This is a genomic window from Thermohahella caldifontis (genome assembly GCF_041153465.1).
Lineage (GTDB): Bacteria > Pseudomonadota > Gammaproteobacteria > Pseudomonadales > Oleiphilaceae > Thermohahella > Thermohahella caldifontis.
Genome location: NZ_CP154858.1, coordinates 926,017 through 943,923, shown reverse-complemented (window position 1 = coordinate 943,923; position 17,907 = coordinate 926,017). Strand labels below are relative to the sequence as shown.

Here is a 17,907-nt window from a genome sequence, read left to right as displayed (position 1 = left end):
AGCCCCCGGGCAGCTGAAAACCTCCGCTGACAGTGTCTGTTCCCTGGTATGGAAGAGGAGAATTCGCTTTTTATCGCTTTTCGCGCTATGCTGGGCTTCTTTAACAGGATCATACAGATCCTTTTTATGCGCCCCGAGCGCCGAGAGTCTCATCTGAATGTTGTTTTCTGATCTCGGTTTGGCCGAACCGATACTGCGCGCAGTCGCAGAAAAAGGCTACCAAAAACCTTCTCCCATCCAGTCCAAAGCCATTCCGGTCGTCCTGTCGGGACGTGATCTGATGGCCGCCGCCCAGACCGGCACCGGCAAGACCGCAGGGTTCACCCTGCCGATTCTTGATCGCCTGAGTCGAGGCCGGAAAGCCGGAGCCAATCAGTGTCGTGCGCTGATTTTGACACCGACACGCGAACTGGCAGCCCAGATAGCTGAAAATGTGACGGAATATGGCCGCTATCTGAACCTGCGCTCCGCAGTGGTTTTCGGAGGAGTAAAAATCAATCCACAGCTCATGGCCATGAGGAAGGGTGTCGATATTCTGGTTGCGACGCCGGGACGCCTGCTGGACCTTTACAGTCAGAATGCGGTACGTTTCGACAACCTGGAAGTGCTGGTGCTGGACGAAGCGGATCGCATGCTGGACATGGGCTTCATCCACGATATCCGCCGGATTTTGCGGGCGTTACCGGCAAAGCGTCAGAATCTGCTGTTTTCAGCAACATTTTCCGGTGAAATCCGCAAGCTCGCGGCGACCATGGTCAAGGATCCCGTATCCGTGTCCGTCACGCCGCCGAACAGCACCGCCACCAACGTCAGTCAGTGGCTCCATCCGGTTGACAAGCAGCGCAAGCCCGAGCTGTTGTCTCACCTGATCCGGCATCATCAATGGGAACAGGTGCTCGTGTTTACACGGACCAAGCATGGCGCCAACAAGCTGACCCAGAGGCTGGAACGGGACGGCATCACGTCCATGGCTATCCATGGCAACAAGAGTCAGGGCGCACGCACCCGTGCTCTGGCCGGATTCAAGAAAGGTGAAGTCCGGGTGCTGGTCGCAACCGACATTGCCGCGAGGGGGCTGGATATCCAGCAATTGCCCCAGGTGGTCAATTTCGAATTGCCCAATGTGGCAGAAGATTACGTGCACCGGATTGGCCGGACGGGCCGGGCGGGTGCGAGTGGTCAGGCGGTATCGCTCGTCAGCGCCGATGAGGCGCGGGAACTGGCCGGCATCGAGCGCCTGATCCGCAAGAAGATCACGCGACATTACGTGGATGATTTTGAACCGGAACACGACGTTCCGACGATGGCGCCACGTGAGCCGTCACCCCATGGCGCCGCCAGAAAAAAGGCGTCGGATCGTGGTGCCGGACAAGGTAACGCGAGGTCCGGGAGAACGGCTTCTGCCGGGGCAAAACGCGCCGGGGAAGGCCGGGCGGATGCCGGCCGGGGCGGCAGGAGAAGCCGGCACCGTGGTTCCGCCAGCGCCCCCCAGGCTTCACGGACATAGCATTCAAGCGCCTCGTTCTGACGGGGCGTTTTTTTCTGACTCGTTTTCCAGCAACATTTCCAGTGCGCTCATGTCGGCGCTGAACTCCTTGTGGACGCGTTCGACCAGCATGTTTTCCAGCCATTGATGGAGCCGGCCTGACAAGGGGCCATCCCAGCGGGTACGGTGCTCCAGGGTGGATTGTCCGGGGATGGTTTCTCTCAGCTTCAGCGTGCCGGCCAGTTTCATGTTCAGTCCGACAGGGGTATAGCTGTATTCTGCTTCCATGTGTGCGTCCGAGTGCTCGTGCCATTCGATGGCATAGTCCAGCATAAATGTGTCCAGGCCAAGGGGGCGTAGCAGATATCGGGCCTTGCCGAGCTGGTGGCGGATGTCCAGCCTGGAGGTGATCCGCATTTTTCCGGCCATCTGTTCCACCTCCACGGCGGGGGAGGGGATGCCACTCTCGGCAAACCGCCCTTCTATGAATTGTTTGCTGGTATACAGCCGAAAGACGCGCCTGGCCGGGTACGGAAAGTGAAAGGTATGTTGCAGTGACATGTCGTATTGTTGTGTGGGTATTTCGGCCACTATGGCTAAAAGGTGACATGTTGTCAATATGGCGCCGTGGCCGTGTGGCCTCCCCTCGGAACGCAAAAGGCAACTCTGCACGGGAGCCGTCTGAATGCCCGGTTGGTGTTTTCCGGATCACCGGATGGTCGTCGGGTGAAGTCGCAATCGCTTTCACCGGGTGCAGCGATGCTGCCTGTCGCATGGGAATACGTTAGGATAGGCAGATTGAAGGCATGTCATATGTCATGTCCCTGGAAAGCAAGCCGTGCGTGGTGATTCGGCGATCTCCGTGCCCTAAGGTGGGAAATCTGATGCGTGAAGATGAATCGACAGGTTGTGTAGAACAGTTTTTCCGGAATCGGCGCTCCGTTCCCGTGTTGACGGAGCCCGGTCCGTCACGCGCCGATCTGGAGCGCGCACTGGCGTGTGCGCAGACGGCCCCCGATCATGCGAGACTGAACCCCTGGCGCTTTGATGTGTTTGCCGGGGAAGGGCGACAGCTGCTGGCTGAGGCTTATGTCAGAGGGCTGAGGTTGGCGCAGCCGGAGCAGGATGAGGCTTTTTTTGATCGTCTCGCCAAGATGCCATTCCGGGCGCCCGTCATTATCATGGCGGTGTGCAGCCATCAGTCTCATCCCAAGGTGCCTCCCCATGAACAGATGATTGCTGCGGCCCTGGCCACCTATCAGGTGCAGTGTGTACTGAGTGAACTGGGTTATGGCTCAATCTGGCGCACAGGGCCGGTGGCGGAATCCCGTGAGGTCGCACGGGAGCTTGGCCTGGCAGATCATGAGACGATTGTGGGGTATCTGTATGTGGGTACACCTGCGGGGGAGCCTCCGCAACGGGCAGTGATCGATGCCATCGAGCGGACTCGCTTCCACGGTATTTAGGGGAGCGACGGTTCCTGGCCACACCTCCACCCGGCGGTCTTAAAAGGTAAATGGAGGTGTGGTGAGTGAGCTGTCAGCGTTTGCGGTGAAGTTTGGCGGCGGATTTGGAACGTTCGTCCAGCCGCGCCAGAATGGCGGCCATTTCATCCTGTTCAGCCTGAATGCGGGCTTTCTTCTCGGCTTCGATCCGGGCTTTCTCTGCCTTGATCGCTTCCCGGATGCGCTTCTCCTTGCTCGAGGACAGGCGCTTTTGCAGCGGTTCTTTCTTGGGTAACTCAACTTTCGGCCGGGTTCGCGTCGAGAGCCTGAGCGTGCCGGCACCATGCGGGTCACGGTTGACCGTGCGTGAAAATCCGGTGTGCTCCCCTGATGTTCCTGTCGCAGCAGTCCGAGTGGCAACCGATTCCCCGGAATGCGTCTGACGTGACGGTGAGCCTGTTCTGGCGGGACGTTCCTCCGCAAACACGGACGGGGAATTCAGCTCTTCCAGCATGCGCTCCACGGCCTTGTCGATATCGGCCTTCTTCAGCTGGCTGCGCAGTGTGGCCGCCGTCTTGTATCCCCTCAGCGAAAGCGCATTTTCGGACTCGATTGCTTCAGCCTCCAGATCGCGGGCTTCTTCACGGGTTTCGGCAACCGCCCACTCATGGAGCTCGAAGGCGTCCTCGCCATACTGCCGGATATCGTTGTACAGCGGGTAATCCAGTGAGGTGTGGATGGAGTGCACGAACTGGGACCAACGTTCTTCAATGGTGAGGCTGGTTGTGCCGACATAAACCTGTCCGGTCACTTTGTTGCGAACGGTAAAAACAATCATGGGGCTCTGCTACTCCGAAACACTGCTTTGGAACGGGGGGCGCATTATAGCGGCTTATCGGCTGAAAGAAAGGCTGGACATTTGCGTAGAAAGCTGTGCTGGCATTGCCGTGGCGGCGGCGGGCATTTGCCGTTCGGAAACAGGCGTGGCGATTGCAATGAATTGAAATATAAGGAAAAGGGCTCAATGGCACTGTCATTGCTTTACAGACAGCAGAGATGAAATGAATTGTTGCGGGAAAGACTATGGCACTGTCATTCGACAAGGCGCTCGGGATTCACCAGAAAGCGCTGGAGGTGCGGGTTCAGCGGGCCGAGGTGCTGGCGGACAATCTCGCCAATGCGGATACACCGGGGTACAAGGCGCGTGACCTGGATTTCAGGGCAATCCTTGCCGGCGAGGCGGCAAGGGGCAATCGTCTGCCGCTGGAGCGGACGCATGAGGGGCATATTCCGGACGACAGTTCGGCTGCCGAGGGGGATTTGCTCTATCGTGTACCCGTTCAGCCGAGTATTGACGGCAATACGGTGGATACGCAGATCGAGTCTGCCGAGTTTGCCCGCAACGCACTCGACTTTCAGACGTCCTTTCAGTTCCTGAACAGCAAGTTCAAGGGACTGGTGACCGCGATCAAGGGGGAATAAGCATGGCGCTTCATTCGATTTTCAATATTGCCGGGTCGGCAATGAGTGCACAGTCCGTACGGCTCAATACCACGGCCAGTAATCTGGCCAATGCCGAGTCAGTCAGCTCCTCCATTGATCAGACCTACCGGGCCCGCAAGCCCGTGTTTGCCGCGGTTCAGGAGGAGGCCAATCGGGCATTCTCCGACCTTGATGTGAACAATCAATCCCGTCGTGGCGTGAAAGTGCTGGGCATTGTAGAGAGTCAGGCACCACTGGAGCGTCGCTATGAGCCTGACCATCCCATGGCGGATGAAGAGGGCTATGTGTATTACCCGAACGTGAATGTGGTGGAAGAAATGGCCGACATGATGTCTGCTTCGCGCAGCTTTCAGCTCAATGCCGATGTGATGAATACAGCCAAAACCATGATGCAGCGCTTGTTGACGCTGGGGCAATAATCAGGAGTGATGACCATGGCGGATATCCAATCTCTCAATGCGTCCAGCGATGTACTGGCCAAGTATGCCATACAGCAGGAAAGCAAGAAGTCCAATGAACTGGGTCAGAACCAGTTCATGGAGCTGATGATTGCCCAGCTCAAGAATCAGAGCCCCCTGGAGCCCCAGGACAACTCCGAATTCGTGGCACAGCTGGCTCAGTTCAGCTCAGTTGAGGGGATCGAAAAGCTCAATCAGTCCGTGGACAGCGTGGCCAGCCAGTTCCGCTCCAATCAGGCGCTACAGGCGTCCGCCATGGTGGGCCGCAATGTGCTGGTGCCCAATGCCCAAGGTGTTCTGGGGCCGGAGGGGCGGATTTCGGGCGTGATCGAGGTGCCGGGCAGTACGTCTTCACTGACCGTTTCCATACTGAACCCGTCCGGTGAACTGGTGAAGCGCATGGAGCTCGGACAGCAGCCGGCCGGCGATATCCGGTTTGAATGGGACGGAACCAATGCCAAGGGCGAATCCATGCCGGCAGGCCTGTATACGGTGAAAGCCGAGGCGCGCTACGGTAGCGAGACTCAGCAACTGAACGCTTACATGGCCGCGAATGTGGACAGCGTCTCGATCAGTCAGACCGGATCCATTCTCCTGAATCTGGCAGGTATGGGGCAGGCCAGCCTGTCCGATGTCAAAGAAATTCTGTAACGGAGGGGAGTCACCATGCCGTTTAATGTTGCCTTGACCGGTATCCGGGCCGCATCTGTGGATCTGGAAGTCACCGGTAACAATATTGCCAATGCCAGTACGGTAGGTTTCAAGCAGTCCCGTGTGGAGTTTGGTGACCTGTATGCCAACAGTTTTCTGAGTCTGGGCACCAATCCGGTGGGAGATGGTGTCCGGGTGCAGAAGATCCGGCAATCCTTTGCCCAGGGCAACATCGACTTTACCGAGAATGGCCTGGATCTGGCCATCAACGGTGGCGGATTTTTCATCCTGAGTGACAATGGTGCACGTCTCTACAGCCGCGCGGGTCAGTTTGGCGTGGACAAGGATGGATATGTGGTCAACAACGTGGGCATGCGCCTGCAGGGATTCAGTGCCAATGATCAGGGGGTGGTAAACGGTGTGCTGGGTGATCTGATCATCGACAGTGGCAATCTGGCGCCCCGCCGGACCACCAATGTGGACGCACAGGTCAATCTGGATTCCAGCCAGCCGGTTCTGTCCAAGGCCGGTTATACGCTGACCAGTGATGGTACGGACGTGGGGCAGGCTGTCGCCGGGACCACCAACGGATACCAGGCGCAAACCTTTAACGTCACACTGGAAAACGGCACGACGGCGACGGTGACCACCAGCAATGACGAATCGGCCAACTCCATCGCTGCGAAATTCAATCAGCTGGACGGTATCGATGCCTCGGCCAGTACCTCGGCAACGCTGACGGCTGCGGGCTTCAACAATGCATCCGGTACGCTGCGCGTCACCATCAATGGTGTGCCCTTCGATAATCCCGTTGACCTGACTGACCTGGCCAACCGGATCAACAACTCTCCGTCACTGGTGGGGGTGAGTGCGGTGCTGAACGGATCGGATCTGGTGGTCCGTGACAACCGGGGCAATGACCTTCGCTTCACATTCAGCGGTGCCGGTACAGACTCTTTTGTCGTGCAGGGTGCCGGCGGCTCAAGCCAAACACTCAATAGCACCAATACCCAGGCAACTGTGGGGGGGACAATTGACTTCACCGTCAATGATGGCGTGACGATTTCCAGCTCGGGCAATAGCGTTGTACAGACCTTCACCGGGACCCCCTTTGTCAGCAACACCTTCAGCCCGACGGACGAAAACACATACAACCACGCAACATCCACAACCATCTACGACAGCCTGGGTAACCCCCATGTATTGACGATGTATTTCGTCAAGGAACGCCAGACCACTTCGACACCGGCCAACCTCTGGACCATGTATGTCCAGATTGACGGGCAGGATGTGGGAGATCCGTTAACACCGGGTGGTGCGGCAACCCGTGCGTCGTACAGTCTGGTTTTCAATGATGACGGTACGCTCAATACCAACCTGTCTGACCAGGTCCTGATCAGCAACTGGACACCTCTGGATGAGTCCGGCAATCCCAATGGGGCGGATGGCCCGTTGAACGTTGCCAACGGTGGCGCACTGCCGATTCCGGATCCGCCGACCAGCAGCAACTTTCAGGTGGATATTTCCAAAATGACACAGTTCGGCAGCGCCTTTGCGGTCAATGACATGCAGCAGGATGGCTTCACGACCGGGCGATTGGTGGGGCTGGATGTGAACGATGCCGGGATCATCTTTGCTCGCTATACCAACGGAGAGTCGAAAGTGCTGGGGCAGGTGGCGCTGGCAGACTTCAATGATCAGGAGGGTCTGGCGCCTGTCGGTGAAACCACCTGGGTGGAAACCTTCCGGTCCGGCAACCCGATTATCGGCAATCCGGGAACGGCTTCCCTGGGGGCTATCCGTTCCAGTTCCCTTGAGCAATCCAACGTGGAGCTTTCGGAGGAGCTGGTGTCCCTGATCATTGCCCAGCGCAACTATCAGGCCAATGCCAAGACCATTGAAACGGCCGATGCGGTCACCCAGACCATCATCAACCTGAGGTAAGCGTCATGGATCGTGCACTTTACATAGCCATGACAGGGGCCGCGCAGAACATGTTGTCTCAGCGTGCCCATGCCAACAATCTGGCCAACGTGAACACGACCGCCTTCAAGGCGGACTGGGAGCAGGCACGGGCCATGCCGGTGTTTGGCGAAACATTTCCCAGCCGGGTCTATGCCATGAGCGAAAGACCGGCGACCAACTTCGAGCAGGGCACCCTGATCGAAACCGGACGCGAGCTGGATGTGGCCATCGCCGGGCCCGGCTGGATTGCGGTTCAGGATGCGGAAGGGCAGGAAGCCTACACCCGTGCCGGAGAACTGCAGATGGATGCCACCGGTTTGCTGATGACCGGCAGTGGTCAGCCTGTACTGGGCGAGGGAGGCCCGATCGTGATTCCGCCGGCCTCGAAAATCGAGATCGGGCAGGATGGCACGGTCTCCATCGTGCCGCTGGGGCAGGGGCCCGAAACGCTGGCCCAGGTAGATCGTATCAAGCTCGTCAATCCGCCTCTGGACACTCTGGAAAAGGGTAAGGACGGGCTGGTCCGGCAGAAGGGTGATGCCGCAGGGCAGCCGTTGCCGCCGGATGGTACCGTCCGTCTGGAACCCGGATTTGTCGAGGCCTCCAATGTCAGCGCTGTAGAAGAGATGACTTCCATTCTGACCTTGGCACGCCAGTATGAAATGCAGGTCAAGGTCATGCAGGCGGCTGATCAGGCCGAGGAAGCATCGGCACGCATCTTGCAGAACTCCTGATAACAGGGGCAGAACGGCAATTTTCCGCCGTTTTGCCCGGATGCTCCCACGGGAGTGATTGTCAGGAGGTTTGAACATGAACGGCGCACTTTGGGTCAGCAAAACCGGGCTGAGTGCCCAGGACACCAAGCTCAAGACCATTGCCAACAACCTGGCCAACGTCAATACGACGGGCTTCAAGCGGGACCGTGCGGTATTTCAGGACCTGCTCTATCAGATCAAGCGGCAGCCCGGTGGCAGCACTACCCAGGATTCCCAGTTGCCTTCCGGCCTTCAGCTGGGTACCGGCGTGCGGGTAGTGGGGACGCAGAAGGTCTTTACCGAGGGTAATCTGGAAGTGACCGAACAGCCGCTGGACATTGCCATCGATGGCCGCGGTTTCTTCCAGATTCTGATGCCGGATGGCACCATTTCCTATACGCGCGACGGCCAGTTCCATCTCAGCTCGGATGGTACGATCGTCACAGCCAGTGGCCTGCCGCTGGAGCCGGCGATTACCATTCCGTCCGGCGCAACCTCCATCACCATCGGTACGGATGGTACGGTTGAAGTCACCGAGGCCGGCAATCCGGCACCCACCCAGGTGGGCAACATTACCCTGGTGGATTTCATCAACCCTGCCGGACTGCAGGCACTGGGCAACAACCTCTTTGCTCAGACGGCTGCCAGCGGCGACCCGCTTCAGGGTACGCCCGGACTGAATGGCCTGGGTTCGACGCGTCAGGGTATGGTGGAGTCATCCAATGTGGAGATCGTCGAGGAAATGGTCAACATGATCACCACTCAGCGCGCCTACGAGATGAACTCCAAGGTCGTCTCCACCGCCGATCAGATGCTTCAGTTCATCACCAATAACCTGTGATCAGGGGGGCTGAGATGATCCGCTGGCTGGTAATCTGTTCGGTTGTCGCAATGACAGGTTGTGCGCCCATGACCCGTGAGCTGCCCCGCCCGGGGGATCCAAGCTGGGCGCCCGTGGAACCGCCGGCGCTTCGTGTGCCTGCCCCGGTGGACGGATCCATCTATTCACAGGTATCAGGTTACACCCTGTACGGCGATCGCATTGCCACGCGGGTCGGGGACGTGCTGACCGTGATTCTTCAGGAAACCACCCAGAGCAAGAAAAGTGCCGGGACGACGGTCAGCAAGAACTCCAAGAATGAACTCAATGAGGCCAGCATCCTCGGCACGTCCGTGTCCGCGGCCAACCTGAGTCTGCTGACCAACCCGGAGCAGAAACGCTCCTTCAGTGGCTCGGCGGACAGCGACCAGAGCAACAGCCTCAAGGGTACCATTACCGTGACCGTCGCTGAGGAACTGCCCAACGGGCTGTTGCGCATCCGGGGCGAAAAATGGCTGCAGCTCAACGAGGGTGATGAATATATCCGCTTGGTCGGTCTGGTGCGGCCCGAGGACATCGGTGTCGATAACACGGTACTGTCCACCAAGATCGCCGATGCCCGGATTGCGTACAGCGGTACCGGCGCCTTTGCCGATGTGAACCGCCAGGGCTGGCTGACCCGGTTCTTCAACAGTGAATGGTGGCCGTTATGAGCCTGATGCAGCGGATCTTCATTGCATGGGTAGTGGTTGTTGCAAGTCTGCCTGCGGCAGCGGATCGCCTGAAGGACATGACCACCGTTGCCGGCGTGCGCAGCAATGAGCTGTTCGGTTACGGACTGGTCGTGGGTCTGGACGGTACCGGGGACAAGGCACCCTTTACCGACCAGACCTTCCGCAACATGATGAATCGCTTTGGCATCACGCTGCCTCAGGGGGTGGATCCCAAACTGAAGAACGTGGCGGCCGTATCTGTGCATGCCACATTGCCGCCCTTTGCCAAGCCGGGTCAGAAGATTGACGTGACCGTCTCCTCCATTGGCAATGCCAAGAGCTTGCGCGGCGGCACACTGCTCATGTCGGCACTGAAAGGGGCGGACGGCAAGGTGTATGCCATCGCTCAGGGCAGCCTGGTGGTCAGCGGGTTTGGTGCTCAGGGGGCGGACGGATCGAAAACCACGGTCAATGTTCAGGTGGTGGGGCGCATTCCGGACGGGGCCACCGTGGAACGCAGTGTACCCAATGCCTTTGACCGGGGTGACAGCATTACGCTGAACCTGAACAACCCGGACTTCACCACGGCAAAGCGTGTGGAAGAGGCCATCAACCAGCTCCTGGGGCCGGAAGTGGCTCAGGCACTGGATGCGGCATCCATTCGTGTTCAGGCGCCTCGTGACCCGTCCCAGCGGGTGAGCTTTCTCAGCATTCTGGAAAATCTGGATGTCTCGCCGGCGGAAGCACCTGCCCGGGTTGTCATCAATTCCAGAACCGGAACCATCGTGGTGGGGGCCAACGTTCGGGTCTTTCCGGCGGCGGTCACACACGGCAACCTGACCGTCACCATCACCGAAAATCCCCAGGTCAGCCAGCCCAATGCCCTGGCAGGCGGCCAGACTGCGGTGGTGCCGCAGTCCACTGTCAATGTGAATCAGGAACCTTCCCGCATGTTCAAGTTTGGTCCGGCCACGACGCTGAACGATATTGTGCGTGCGGTCAATGAAGTGGGGGCGGCACCCGGGGATGTGATGGCGGTTCTGGAAGCGCTGAAGCAGGCGGGCGCCCTGCGCGCGGAGATACTGGTGATCTGAGATGACGACGCAACCCTATCTGTCCCGCGCCACACAAAGCTATGCGGATCTGTCTGCACTGCAGGCACTCAAGCGCCCGTCCCTGGACAAACAGGCGTCACTTGAAGCGGTTGCCCGGCAATTCGAGTCGCTCCTGACCGCGCAGATGCTGCAGGCCATGCGCAGTGCCAACCGGGTGCTGGCGAAGGACAACCCCCTCAACACCTGGTCCACTCAGTTTTATGAGGACATGTTCGACCAGCAGCTGGCGGTCAGTCTGTCAACCGGAAAAGGTCTGGGGCTGGCCCGGCTGCTGGTGCAGCAGCTGGGCGGCGACAGCAGCTGGCCCACACGTTATGCGAATCTTGAAGATTACCGCAAGCATCCGGTTGATCGGCCGCTGACTCAGGTTGAAGAGCGCATGCTGCAGGAAATGGATGGCATCCTGGCTTCTGTCACTCACCCGAATGACGGTGACACGCATGCCCGGACGGATATCCGGCATCCCGAAGACTCGCAGGGCGGCCCCGTTGCATCGTCCTCCCGCTCGCCGGACGCGGGCAGAGCAGATCAGGCTTTCGACTCGCCCGAGGATTTTGTCACCCGACTGGCACCGGCAGCACGGCGCGTTGCGGATGAGTTGGGTGTGGACTATCGCGTCCTGTTGGCACAGGCAGCTCTGGAAACCGGCTGGGGGCGGCACATGATCCGGGACGAAGCGGGCGGTAACAGTTTCAACCTGTTCGGTATCAAGGCAGGGGAGGGATGGACAGGCAGGACCGCCTGGACGCAGACCACTGAATATGTGGGTGGAAAACCCATCAAAATCAGTGCGCCTTTCCGTGCGTACGACTCCTTCGAGGACAGCTTCAGGGACTATCTGCAGTTTCTCAGAGGAAATGCGCGCTACGCACCGGCGCTGGAGCAGGCAGCGGATCCGCAGGCTTATACGAAGGCCTTGCAGGAGGCCGGCTATGCCACGGATCCGGCCTACAGCCGTAAAATTCTCAGCATTCTGGGGCGTCTGCGCGAACCGGACGCAGCCGTGGGAGGTGAGGAATCATGAGTGGCGGACTGATCAACATCGGGCTGTCGGGCCTGCGTGCACACCAGACGGCCCTGTCCACAACCGGTAATAACGTGACCAATGCCAACACGCCCGGTTACAGCCGCCAGCGTGTGGAGTTTCAGGCCACGGATTCCAACTACATGGGGGCAGGCTATCAGGGTACCGGGGTCGCGGTCACCACCATCGAGCGGACAACCGCCCAGTTTCTGGTCAATCAGGTGCGCATTGACACCACCATGAACAGCGAACTGGAAGCTTTTGAATCCAATATCAGCCAGATCGACAGCCTGCTGGCCGACCCCACCACGGGCCTGTCTCCCGGCCTGTCGAACTTTTTTGGCGCACTCCATGGTGCGGTGGATGACCCTTCGGCCATTCCCGAACGGGAGCTGGTCATCAGCCAGGCCAGGGGCCTGATCAATCGGTTTGACGTGCTCTACGGGCGCTTGCTGTCCCAGAAGCAGGCACTGGATCAGGATCTTCAGGCTCAGGTCGCGGAGATCAACAGCTATGCGCAGGGTATCGCACGACTCAACCAGGCCATTGCCACCGCCAAGGGAGGGAGCGGAAGCCAGCAGCCCAATGAACTGCTGGATCAGCGCGACGAGCTGCTGCGCAAGTTGTCGGAACTCACCCAGGTCACCGCCGTCAATACGGGAGATGGGGGCGTCAACGTATTGATTGGCAAGGGCCAGGCACTGGTGGTCGGTACCCGGGCCAACAGTTTGACGACACAGGTCAGTCCGGATGACCCGCAGGAACTTCAGATTGCCTTGTCTGAAGCCGGCCGGACCAATGAAATTACCAGCGAGATGTCCGGGGGAAGTATCGGTGGACTGTTGCGCTTCCGGGATACGGTGCTGCGCGATGCGTTCAACAGTATTGGTCGTGTGGCCATTGCGCTGGCCGATGCGGTGAACCGACAGCACCAGAAAGGCATTGATCTGGAAGGCAATCTGGGCGGGTTGTTTTTCAATGATGTGAATGATGATGCGCTGATGCGTGCCCGGGTGACACCCAGCAAGGCCAACGCCCTGCCCGAAGACCGCAAGATGCGCGTGGAAATTGTGGACAGCACCCAGCTCACTACCCGCGATTACAAGGTGAGCTTTGATGGTCCGACCAATCAGGACGTCAGCATACTGGATGCAGAAACAGGCGAATTGATTCAGCGTGCGGTATTGCCTTCCCCCCTGCCGGCTTCCGTGGATCTTGAAGGGATTCGCATTAACTTTGATGCAGGCAGCTTCCAGACGGGTGACAGCTTTCTGGTCACGCCGACCCGTTATGGCGCACGTGATATCGATCTGACCATTGACCGGGTGGAAGAGCTGGCTCTGGCCAGTCCCGTACGAACCGATGCAAGCATCGGCAATACCGGAAACGCCCGCATCAGCGCGGGGGAGTTGCTGGACGTCAACCATCCTGCAACCGGCGGTATCCTGTCGGAGTTCCGGAATCCGGGGGCACTGACACCCCCGCTGATCGTGAGATTCATTACGGATAATGTCTACGAGATCCTCGACAACACCGATCCGGCCAATCCGAAACCCCTGGATCCACCAGTCACCAATCGTACCCATGTTGCGGGTATCAACAACAACCTGTTCAGCAGTGATCCGGGGCAGACGCAGGTCAGCATGGAGGGCACCAGTGTTGCACAGATTCCGGCACCTGCCGCATCCGTGACCACCAATGGTTATCCTGCACAGACGCTGACGCTGCAGAACCGGGATCCGGAAACCGGGATCGTGACCACACAACCGGCACTGAATATTGCGGCCAACAGCTCCGCCAGGGACATTGCGGCAGCGCTGACGCAACGTCAGGGGGTCACGGCCTATGCCTACACCCTGGCCTCACTGACCGGTTTTGTGGACGATGGCAGTGCACCGGCTCCGGCGCTCAGTATCAACGGACGCAGCCTGACGCTGCCGGCCGGCAGTACCTTTGGTCCGGATGACTACGTGGATCTGATCAACAATGATTCGGTGCTTCAGGATCAGGGTATCCTTGCTCAGAGTGATGGCACCACACTGACCATTCGTTCCACTCAGGGTTATGATCTGCGAATCAGTCTCAGTGGTTCGGGCGGAGACAGCGTCAGTGTGTCCACGCCCAACGATGGTCCGGTCGTTGTCTCGGGCGGAACGGAGACAACCGTCGGCGGTTTTGTGGACGTGGTGCTGGATGACGGGGTGACGCTCACGGCAAACACCAACACGCTGTTTACCCAGGCACCGGTCGCCAAATCCACCTACACCGGCTTTCAGGTCCAGCTCGACGGACAGCCCAAACAGGGTGATACCTTCACCATTGTCTACAACACCTCGGGCGTCTCGGATAACCGCAACGGGCTGAATCTCGTCAACCTTGAAAACACCAGCTGGCTTGACGGGGAGGTGAGCACTTTCAATGAGGCCTATGGACAGCTCGTGGAAACCATCGGTTCGGCGGCCAACCAGGCTCAGATTGATAAGGATGCATCCAAGTCCCTGTTGCAACAATCCGAAAACCGTCTGCAGGAGATGGCAGGGGTCAACCTCGACGAGGAAGCGGGCCGGCTGATCCAGTATCAGGCCGCCTACAACGCTTCGGCTCAGGTCGTTTCGATCGCCCGGCAGCTGTTTGATACCTTGCTGAGCACCTTCAGGTAACGGAGGCCTACCATGCGCATATCCACCCAGTTGCTCTTCAATCGCGGCCTGGACAATATCCAGAACGTGACCGTGCAGCTCCAGAAGACACAACTGCAGATCAGCAGCGGGCGCAAGGTGCAGACGCCGGCAGATGATCCGGTTGCCGCCACCCGGATCCTGAGGGTCAACCAGGAACTGGAACAGATCAGCCAGTACCAGCGCAATATCAATCTGGCTGAAAACCGTCTCAAACTGGAAGACAGCCTGCTCGGCAATGTGGCGGATGTATTGCAGCGTCTCCGTGAACTGGCGGTGCAGGCCGGAGACGGTAGTCAGAACGCCGACGACAAGAAGTTCATCGCTTCGGAAATCCGCCAGCGCCTGGATCAGCTGGCAGGGATCATGAACACCCGGGATGCCAGTGGCGAGTACATCTTCGGAGGCTTTCAGGGACGTCAGGAGCCCTTTGTGAAGGATGAATCCGGACACTATATCTACCGTGGCGATGAAGGGGTGCGCTCCGTGCAGATCGACGGCACCGTTTCCGTGGCGGTGGGCGACAACGGCAAGCGCCTGTTCGAGGAGATTCCCAGCGCCAACAAGACGTTTTATACGGAAGCCAATCCCAACAATCAGGCGGTCCCCAAGCCGGTCATCACGCAGGGGCGCGTGATCGACCAGGCCGCCTGGGATGCCTTCTATCCTGAAGACATGGTCATCGAATTCGATGCCTCCACACCGCCGCAATACAGTATCCGCCGAGTATCGGACGGGCGCCCCATCCTGAGCAATCAGACCTTCACCAGCGGTCAGCCGATTTCGGCCAATGGCATTCAGTTCGAAATTGTCGGTAATCCGGCGCCCGGCGATACCTACTTTGTGCATTCGTCGGAAAAACAGGGCCTGCTGACCACCGTCGAGCGTCTGGCGGACAGTCTGGAGCGCTATTCCGATACGGATACCGGGCGCCAGGTGCTCAAGGATCAGATCGACAGCGCCTTGGCCAACCTCACCAATGCGGAAACCCGTTTGCTGGAGGTCAGGGCAGGACTGGGTGCACGGCTCAACACCATTGAGAATACCCAGCAGCTGCACGGGGATGTGGAGGTGCTGACCAAGGAAGTGCTGTCCGAGCTTCAGGATGTGGACTTTGCCGAAGCGGTCAGCCAGCTCACCCTGCAGAGCACCATTCTGCAGGCTGCACAGCAGAGTTATGCCCAGGTTACGCGCCTGTCACTCTTTGATCGTCTCTGACATGGGTATCAAGTCAGGGTAGCGCCGCAACGCCAACGGACGTATCCTGTCGCCTGAACTCAGTTTTTTCAGGGCGATCACGGAGTGCCAGCGCATGAAATTTCAGTTTTTCAATCCTACCCGCATCCTTTTCGGACAACAGCAGATCGGTGCCATCGGGGAATATCTGCCCAAGGATGCACGTATTCTGGTGCTTTACGGCGGAGGATCCATCAAACGGAACGGTGTTTATGACCAGGTGATTGCCGCACTCGGCGAGCATCATTGGTCGGAATTCGGCGGCATCGAGCCCAATCCCACCATCGAAACACTCAATCGCGCCGTTGCCCGGGTAAGAGAGGAGGGAATCACTTTTCTGCTTGCCGTCGGCGGCGGCTCCGTCATTGACGGAACCAAGTATGTGGCCGCTGCGGCCTGTTACGACGGTGACGGGTGGGATATCCTGACCGGTCGGCACAAGGTTTCGGAAGCCTTGCCGCTGGGTGCTGTACTCACGCTGCCGGCTACCGGGTCAGAGTCGAATTCTGCCGCCGTGGTGACCCGGGCGGCCACGCAGGAAAAGCTGTTCTTTGCCTCCCCCGCGGTCTATCCGCAGTTCGCGGTGCTTGATCCGGATGTGATCCGCAGCCTGCCGGAAAGGCAGAAGATGAACGGCATTGTGGACGCCTTCGTGCATGTGTGCGAGCAGTACCTGACCCATCCCAATGATGCCTGGGTACAGACAGGCTATGCGGAAACCCTTCTGCGCACTCTGCTGGAACTGGGGCGGCTGCGACACCGTCAGACGGACGCATGGCGTGCCAATCTGATGTGGGCCGCCAACCAGGCCCTGAACGGTCTGATCGGCACCGGTGTTGCCCAGGACTGGGCCACTCACATGCTGGGTCATGAGCTGACCGCCCGCTATGGTTTGGATCATGCGCGGTCGCTGGCGATTATCCAGCCCTGGCTGCTCCGGGACCAGATCGAAGCCAAGCGGGCACGGCTGAACCGGCTTGGTACAACCGTCTTTGGCCTGAATGATGGCCCGGACCTTGCCGAGCGGACCATTGATGCCCTGGAGACCTTTTACCAGAGTCTGGATGTGGAAACACAGCTCCGCGACTATGGGGAAGCCAGGGAAAGTGCCATTTCTGCCATCCTCTCCCAGCTGGAGAAACATGGCATGGTGGCATTGGGTGAGCACAAGGCCATCGACCTGGCAGCCAGTCGCCGTATTCTCGAAAAGGCACTGGCCTGACCGCCTGCGGGTATTCCGGCCTCGGGCCGGTGCCCGCCCCTGAGCGCATCCCGGGATGCGCGGGTGCCTGATGTCAGCGTCTGCCGTGCGGGTCTGACAGCATGCCTCACCGGCGGAGCGACAAACCGGTTTCGGACGGGGGATCGCCTGCCGGTGTCACGGAAATTTTCGGGCGCGCACAAGCGGTTGCGGACGTGTATAATGGCCAGTGTTCATTCACCAGTGCCGAGGAGATTCATATGGCCAGGAAGAAACGCAAGCCCATCGAAGAGAGTGCCGTCAAGGCGGTTGTCAGAACCCCCCTGTTCCGCATGCGTGTGGTACAGAACAGGAAGGCCTACACCCGAAAGGGCCGGCAGAGCTGGCAAGCCGACAACACTTCCCCGAGCCGTTTCGCAGCCTGAGACGTTTCCGGGAAATGCTGTCCACCTGCTCCCGCGAACCGGCTCCGGTGCGCTCCGGGTGGCCATCGCATTCACCGCCTTCCAATCTTTTTGATGCGATTGACGTCAGCTACCGAGGTTGCGGTTTCGGCAGCTGGCTGGCGCTCCGGGGCACACTATGTCGTTCGGGGCGGCATCATCGTTATGGGCAACATGACCTGCGACATGTCGGGTGCATGACTGCAGAAACATGCGGAAAGTGAAGCAGCGCATCAGGTTATGCGTTTAACCTGCTGATTATTCAGGCGTAGAGCAGGGGGCGAGCGGGATGGAAAATGTCACAAATTGGTGCCGGAGGAGAGAATCGAACTCTCACTCCCGAAGGAACACGATTTTGAGTCGTGCGCGTCTACCAGTTCCGCCACTCCGGCACAGGATGGAGTCAGGAGGCGG

General features: G+C 58.9%; 17 protein-coding genes and 1 tRNA gene. 15 read left to right on the top strand and 3 right to left on the bottom strand.

Translation table 11 applies throughout. The annotated features are described in order from the left end of the window. Positions 1 to 157: 157 nt before the first annotated feature. Positions 158 to 1,507 carry a DEAD/DEAH box helicase gene (locus tag AAIA72_RS04545; RefSeq protein ID WP_369602239.1) on the top strand — a complete coding sequence of 450 codons (1,350 nt, stop codon included), beginning with the start codon at positions 158 to 160 and terminating at the stop codon, positions 1,505 to 1,507. Positions 1,508 to 1,510: 3 nt separating this feature from the next. Here AAIA72_RS04545 and AAIA72_RS04540 read toward each other — a convergent pair whose 3' ends face one another. Beyond that, positions 1,511 to 2,047: a DUF2505 family protein gene (locus AAIA72_RS04540; RefSeq protein ID WP_369602238.1), complete on the bottom strand. Its 537-nt coding sequence runs from the start codon at positions 2,045 to 2,047 to the stop codon at positions 1,511 to 1,513. A 323-nt stretch (positions 2,048 to 2,370) separates the two neighbouring features. On the opposite strand from AAIA72_RS04540, the gene AAIA72_RS04535 reads away from it, so the two are divergent. Then, the gene (locus tag AAIA72_RS04535) at positions 2,371 to 2,952 is read left to right on the top strand and encodes a nitroreductase (RefSeq protein ID WP_369602237.1); all 582 of its coding nucleotides are present in this window, start codon (positions 2,371 to 2,373) and stop codon (positions 2,950 to 2,952) included. Positions 2,953 to 3,025: 73 nt separating this feature from the next. Here the strand turns inward: AAIA72_RS04535 and AAIA72_RS04530 are convergent, their stop codons facing one another. Next, positions 3,026 to 3,769: a GIY-YIG nuclease family protein gene (locus tag AAIA72_RS04530; protein ID WP_369602236.1), complete on the bottom strand. Its 744-nt coding sequence runs from the start codon at positions 3,767 to 3,769 to the stop codon at positions 3,026 to 3,028. A 245-nt stretch (positions 3,770 to 4,014) separates the two neighbouring features. On the opposite strand from AAIA72_RS04530, the gene flgB reads away from it, so the two are divergent. From flgB to arfA, 13 genes are all read left to right on the top strand, one after another. Beyond that, positions 4,015 to 4,413, top strand: coding sequence for a flagellar basal body rod protein FlgB (gene flgB, locus AAIA72_RS04525; protein WP_369602235.1), 399 nt, complete (start codon positions 4,015 to 4,017; stop codon positions 4,411 to 4,413). Between the two features lie 2 nt (positions 4,414 to 4,415). After that, positions 4,416 to 4,853: a flagellar basal body rod protein FlgC gene (flgC, locus tag AAIA72_RS04520; protein WP_369602234.1), complete on the top strand. Its 438-nt coding sequence runs from the start codon at positions 4,416 to 4,418 to the stop codon at positions 4,851 to 4,853. 15 nt (positions 4,854 to 4,868) lie between these two features. Then, positions 4,869 to 5,543 (top strand): flagellar hook assembly protein FlgD, encoded by a 675-nt coding sequence (flgD, locus tag AAIA72_RS04515; protein WP_369602233.1) that lies wholly within the window; start codon positions 4,869 to 4,871, stop codon positions 5,541 to 5,543. A 15-nt stretch (positions 5,544 to 5,558) separates the two neighbouring features. After that, on the top strand, positions 5,559 to 7,487 hold the full coding sequence (locus AAIA72_RS04510; RefSeq protein WP_369602232.1) for a flagellar hook-basal body complex protein: 1,929 nt from the start codon (positions 5,559 to 5,561) through the stop codon (positions 7,485 to 7,487). Between the two features lie 5 nt (positions 7,488 to 7,492). Continuing rightward, positions 7,493 to 8,242, top strand: a complete 750-nt coding sequence (gene flgF, locus AAIA72_RS04505) for a flagellar basal-body rod protein FlgF (protein WP_369602231.1) — start codon at positions 7,493 to 7,495, stop codon at positions 8,240 to 8,242. A gap of 76 nt (positions 8,243 to 8,318) precedes the next feature. After that, a complete protein-coding gene (flgG, locus tag AAIA72_RS04500; protein WP_369602230.1) occupies positions 8,319 to 9,104 on the top strand; it encodes a flagellar basal-body rod protein FlgG in 786 nt (261 codons plus the stop codon). A 14-nt stretch (positions 9,105 to 9,118) separates the two neighbouring features. Further along, a complete protein-coding gene (gene flgH, locus AAIA72_RS04495) occupies positions 9,119 to 9,796 on the top strand; it encodes a flagellar basal body L-ring protein FlgH (protein WP_369602229.1) in 678 nt (225 codons plus the stop codon). Between the two features lie 5 nt (positions 9,797 to 9,801). Further along, positions 9,802 to 10,890 carry a flagellar basal body P-ring protein FlgI gene (locus AAIA72_RS04490; RefSeq protein WP_369602967.1) on the top strand — a complete coding sequence of 363 codons (1,089 nt, stop codon included), beginning with the start codon at positions 9,802 to 9,804 and terminating at the stop codon, positions 10,888 to 10,890. A 1-nt stretch (position 10,891) separates the two neighbouring features. Next, complete coding sequence (gene flgJ, locus AAIA72_RS04485) at positions 10,892 to 11,935, top strand: flagellar assembly peptidoglycan hydrolase FlgJ (protein WP_369602228.1); 1,044 nt, start codon at positions 10,892 to 10,894, stop codon at positions 11,933 to 11,935. Continuing rightward, entirely contained in the window at positions 11,932 to 14,595 is a 2,664-nt protein-coding gene (gene flgK / locus AAIA72_RS04480) for a flagellar hook-associated protein FlgK (RefSeq protein ID WP_369602227.1), read from the top strand. The genes flgJ and flgK overlap by 4 nt, the downstream gene beginning before the upstream one ends. Positions 14,596 to 14,607: 12 nt before the next feature. Further along, the gene (gene flgL / locus AAIA72_RS04475; RefSeq protein ID WP_369602226.1) at positions 14,608 to 15,831 is read left to right on the top strand and encodes a flagellar hook-associated protein FlgL; all 1,224 of its coding nucleotides are present in this window, start codon (positions 14,608 to 14,610) and stop codon (positions 15,829 to 15,831) included. A gap of 94 nt (positions 15,832 to 15,925) precedes the next feature. Then, positions 15,926 to 17,071 (top strand): iron-containing alcohol dehydrogenase, encoded by a 1,146-nt coding sequence (locus AAIA72_RS04470; RefSeq protein WP_369602225.1) that lies wholly within the window; start codon positions 15,926 to 15,928, stop codon positions 17,069 to 17,071. Positions 17,072 to 17,310: 239 nt separating this feature from the next. Then, positions 17,311 to 17,475 (top strand): alternative ribosome rescue factor ArfA, encoded by a 165-nt coding sequence (gene arfA, locus AAIA72_RS04465; RefSeq protein ID WP_369602224.1) that lies wholly within the window; start codon positions 17,311 to 17,313, stop codon positions 17,473 to 17,475. Positions 17,476 to 17,800: 325 nt separating this feature from the next. Here the strand turns inward: arfA and AAIA72_RS04460 are convergent. Next, positions 17,801 to 17,885, bottom strand: a tRNA-Leu gene (locus AAIA72_RS04460). Positions 17,886 to 17,907 lie beyond the last annotated feature (22 nt).